General features: G+C 49.5%; 1 rRNA gene. It reads right to left on the reverse strand.

The features are described from left to right. Nucleotides 1-1197 (reverse strand): 23S ribosomal RNA (locus BKG94_RS09890); the annotation flags it as partial.

The raw sequence follows: 1197 nt of genomic DNA on the forward strand, positions 1-1197 counted from the left end.
CTTAAACGTGCATATCCAACAGCACGCTAACCTAACCTGCTCCGTCCCCACATCGCAGTTTATCCAAGTACGGGAATATTAACCCGTTTCCCATCGACTACGCTTTTCAGCCTCGCCTTAGGGGCCGACTCACCCTGCCCCGATTAACGTTGGACAGGAAACCTTGGTCTTCCGGCGAACGGGTTTTTCACCCGTTTTATCGTTACTTATGTCAGCATTCGCACTTGTGATACGTCCAACAGACCTCTCAATCTATCTTCATCCGCTTACACAACGCTCCCCTACCCAACAGGAGCAACATTAATGATTCTTGTCGTTAAATCCGACTCAACGTTTTGTTGGCTTGACCAACTCACTCACTTTGTTCGTAAGTTGTTAATCGTAAAAACCATTAATGTTGCTCCTGATGCCGCAGCTTCGGTGCTATATTTGAGCCCCGTTACATCTTCCGCGCAGGCCGACTCGACTAGTGAGCTATTACGCTTTCTTTAAATGATGGCTGCTTCTAAGCCAACATCCTAGCTGTCTAAGCCTTCCCACTTCGTTTCCCACTTAATATAAACTTTGGGACCTTAGCTGGCGGTCTGGGTTGTTTCCCTCTCCACGACGGACGTTAGCACCCGCCGTGTGTCTCCTGAGTATCACTCTTTGGTATTCGTAGTTTGCATCGGGTTGGTAAGCCGGGATGGCCCCCTAGCCGAAACAGTGCTCTACCCCCAAAGGTGTCCGCTCAAGGCTCTACCTAAATAGATTTCGGGGAGAACCAGCTATCTCCCGGTTTGATTGGCCTTTCACCCCCAGCCACAAGTCATCCGCTAATTTTTCAACATTAGTCGGTTCGGTCCTCCAGTTAGTGTTACCCAACCTTCAACCTGCCCATGGCTAGATCACCGGGTTTCGGGTCTATACCTTGCAACTAAACGCCCAGTTAAGACTCGGTTTCCCTTCGGCTCCCCTATTCGGTTAACCTCGCTACAAAATATAAGTCGCTGACCCATTATACAAAAGGTACGCAGTCACCTTACGGCTCCCACTGCTTGTACGTACAAGGTTTCAGGTTCTATTTCACTCCCCTCACCGGGGTTCTTTTCGCCTTTCCTTCACAGTACTGGTTCACTATCGGTCAATCAGGAGTATTTAGCCTTGGAGGATGGTCCCCCCATCTTCAGACAGGATATCACGTGTCCCGCCCTACTT

The sequence above is a fragment of the Rodentibacter ratti genome (genome assembly GCF_002000485.1).
In the GTDB taxonomy this organism is placed as follows: Bacteria; Pseudomonadota; Gammaproteobacteria; order Enterobacterales; family Pasteurellaceae; genus Rodentibacter; species Rodentibacter ratti.